Annotated in this window: 1 protein-coding gene and 1 pseudogene; both read left to right on the top strand. The window is 49.6% G+C overall.

Annotated features, from left to right (window positions below; genetic code table 11):
* On the top strand, positions 1 to 865 hold an 865-nt coding region (locus AC1DUA_RS34215; RefSeq protein ID WP_477503981.1), incomplete at its 5' end, for a COG1361 family protein.
* Positions 862 to 2,334: pseudogene (locus tag AC1DUA_RS34210) on the top strand (hypothetical protein); the annotation flags it as partial. The gene AC1DUA_RS34215 and the pseudogene AC1DUA_RS34210, both read left to right, overlap by 4 nt.

Below are 2,334 nucleotides of genomic sequence, written 5' to 3'. Positions count from 1 at the left end.
ACCTACCGCTGATCCGACCAAAGGGATTTCGCTTGGCAGCATTCTGCCGAGCACAACCGTTGCGATCTCTTTCAAAGTCACCGTTACGGCCCTGCCGTTATCCGGGCTGCTTACGAATCAATCGTCTGTCAGCTTCACAAGCGGCGCCTTTGCCGCCTCGGCCTTCTCCAACACAGTCATCGTGCCGGTCTATCAACCGATTATCGCTCTCATTAAGAGCGCAAATACAACCAATGCCACTGTCGGCGATACGGTCGTTTACACGCTTACCCTCCACAATTCCGGGAATCTGCCAGCGGTTGCAACGGTGTTCGACACAATTCCAACGGGAGCCCAATTTGTCCCTAACAGCGTAATTGTCGACGGCCAACTTCAACCAGGCGCCGATCCAGCAACCGGCATCAATGCTGGAGTCATCCCTCCAGGCGATACGGTTACTGTGAAAATATCGCTGGCCGTCAACGTAGAATCGTTGCCATCTCCGCAGCAATTAGTGAACACAGCAACCGCCAACTACACCTACTCGCCGCCAGATGGACGCGTGCTGTCAGGCTCCGTTGCTTCCAACACGCTCGTGATTCCAGTATCCTCACCAGATGTTATAGTGGTGAAAAGCTCCAATGTTATTGACGCGGTCGTTGGCGACACGATTACGTACACAGTAATTGTCACCAATGGCGGCATAGAAGCGATCAACAATGTTGTTCTTACGGATCCAATCCCGACTGGAACTGTATTCGTCACAGACAGTGTAACGGTTAATGGCTCCCCTAGACCAGGCCAGAATCCTGGTACAGGAGTTCCGCTCAGCACAATTCCCGCCGGAGGATCTGTCACCGTTACATTCGAGGTGACGGTCGTATGACGGCCGAATCCCAACCTCCCAAACATTTAATTAATCAATCCGTTGTCCGTTTCAGTTCAGGCAACATGACCAGCCACGCCTATTCGAACACCGTTGATACCCCTGTGGTTGGTCCTGTCATTACGATAAGGAAGAAGGCGAATACGTCTGAAGCCTCGCTCGGTCAGATCGTGACTTACACCTTGACAATAGCCAATAAGGGTAACTTGGATGCACAAGTTACCTTTTTTGACTCCATGCCGGACGGGACTTCGCTGGTTCCTAACAGCGTCATTGTAGATGGCGTTCCCATGCCAATGGCTAGACCCGATAAGGGCATCTATGTGGGGACGATTCATGTTGGCCAGCATATCGAGGTAAACTTTCAAGTCATCGTGCTTCACCCTTCTTCACAACTAAGAAATCAAGCTACTGCCACTTATACCTTCCATACATCAGGAGGAAGATCAGCAACGGGAAGCTCCAAGTCTAATACCGTCATCATTCCTTTCGAGGAAACGAAAATCAGCTTTAAGAAACATGCAGATAGACCCTATACCTTTGTCGGAGATACCGTCACATTTCTATTCACCATCAAGAACGAAGGAAGCAATACGGTTAATAAAATGCTTTTCGTAGATCGGCTGCCCACCGGAGCTAGCTTCGTTGCGGGAAGCGTAAAAATCGGGCAAACTTCCTACCCGTCAGCTAATCCCGTTGTCGGCATTTCACTTAGCGAGCTGCCCCCTCATGCTACCTTATCTCTGCAGTTTCAAATCACCGTTACCCAGGTTCCCTCATCCGGGCGGATTGTGAATGACGCAGAGCTTATCCTGCAACTCGGTGACAACAAACAAAAAATGACTTCCAATTCTATTTCATTGGAGGTGTACGATCCTGCGGTTACGGTCGTAGAGTCCGTCCTGCAGCCAAAGGCTACTTTGGGCGATACCTTGACCTATACCTTAATCATTTCAAACAAAGGCAACATTGCTGCAGAAATTTGGCTGTCTGATTTTATCCCAGAGGGCAGCTCCTACGTGCTCGGAAGCTTGACGGTGAATGGAGCTCCATATGGCAACTCACTGCTATCCAGTTCCGTCTATGTCGGACAATTGCCAGCTAAAAACCAAATCATAGTCACATTCCTGGTTACGGTCAACACCGTTGCGATTTCCGCCGAACAGACTCAGCTTACCAGCAATGCCGATGTCTTATTTAATTTCCGTCTGCCGGATGATCGCGTTGTCTCCGATCATGTACTGTCCAATACGGTCAGTGTCGAAATACTGCGGCCAATCGTAACCATCGTAATTTTTGCAAGTCCTTTAATTGCGGAGCCTGGCTCTACTGTCCATTACAGGATACAAGTATCCAATACAGGCAATCTTGCTGCAGGCAGCGTGTTTCTTCACGATTGGATTTCTCCTTTGACAACGCTGAACCCTGGCACCCTGCGAGTCAATGGCACTCTGATGAATCAATCCTTT

The sequence above is a fragment of the Paenibacillus sp. 01T422 genome, from assembly GCF_056398785.1.
Note: the sequence above shows the minus strand (reverse complement) of the source record. Positions and strands in the feature narration are given on the sequence as shown.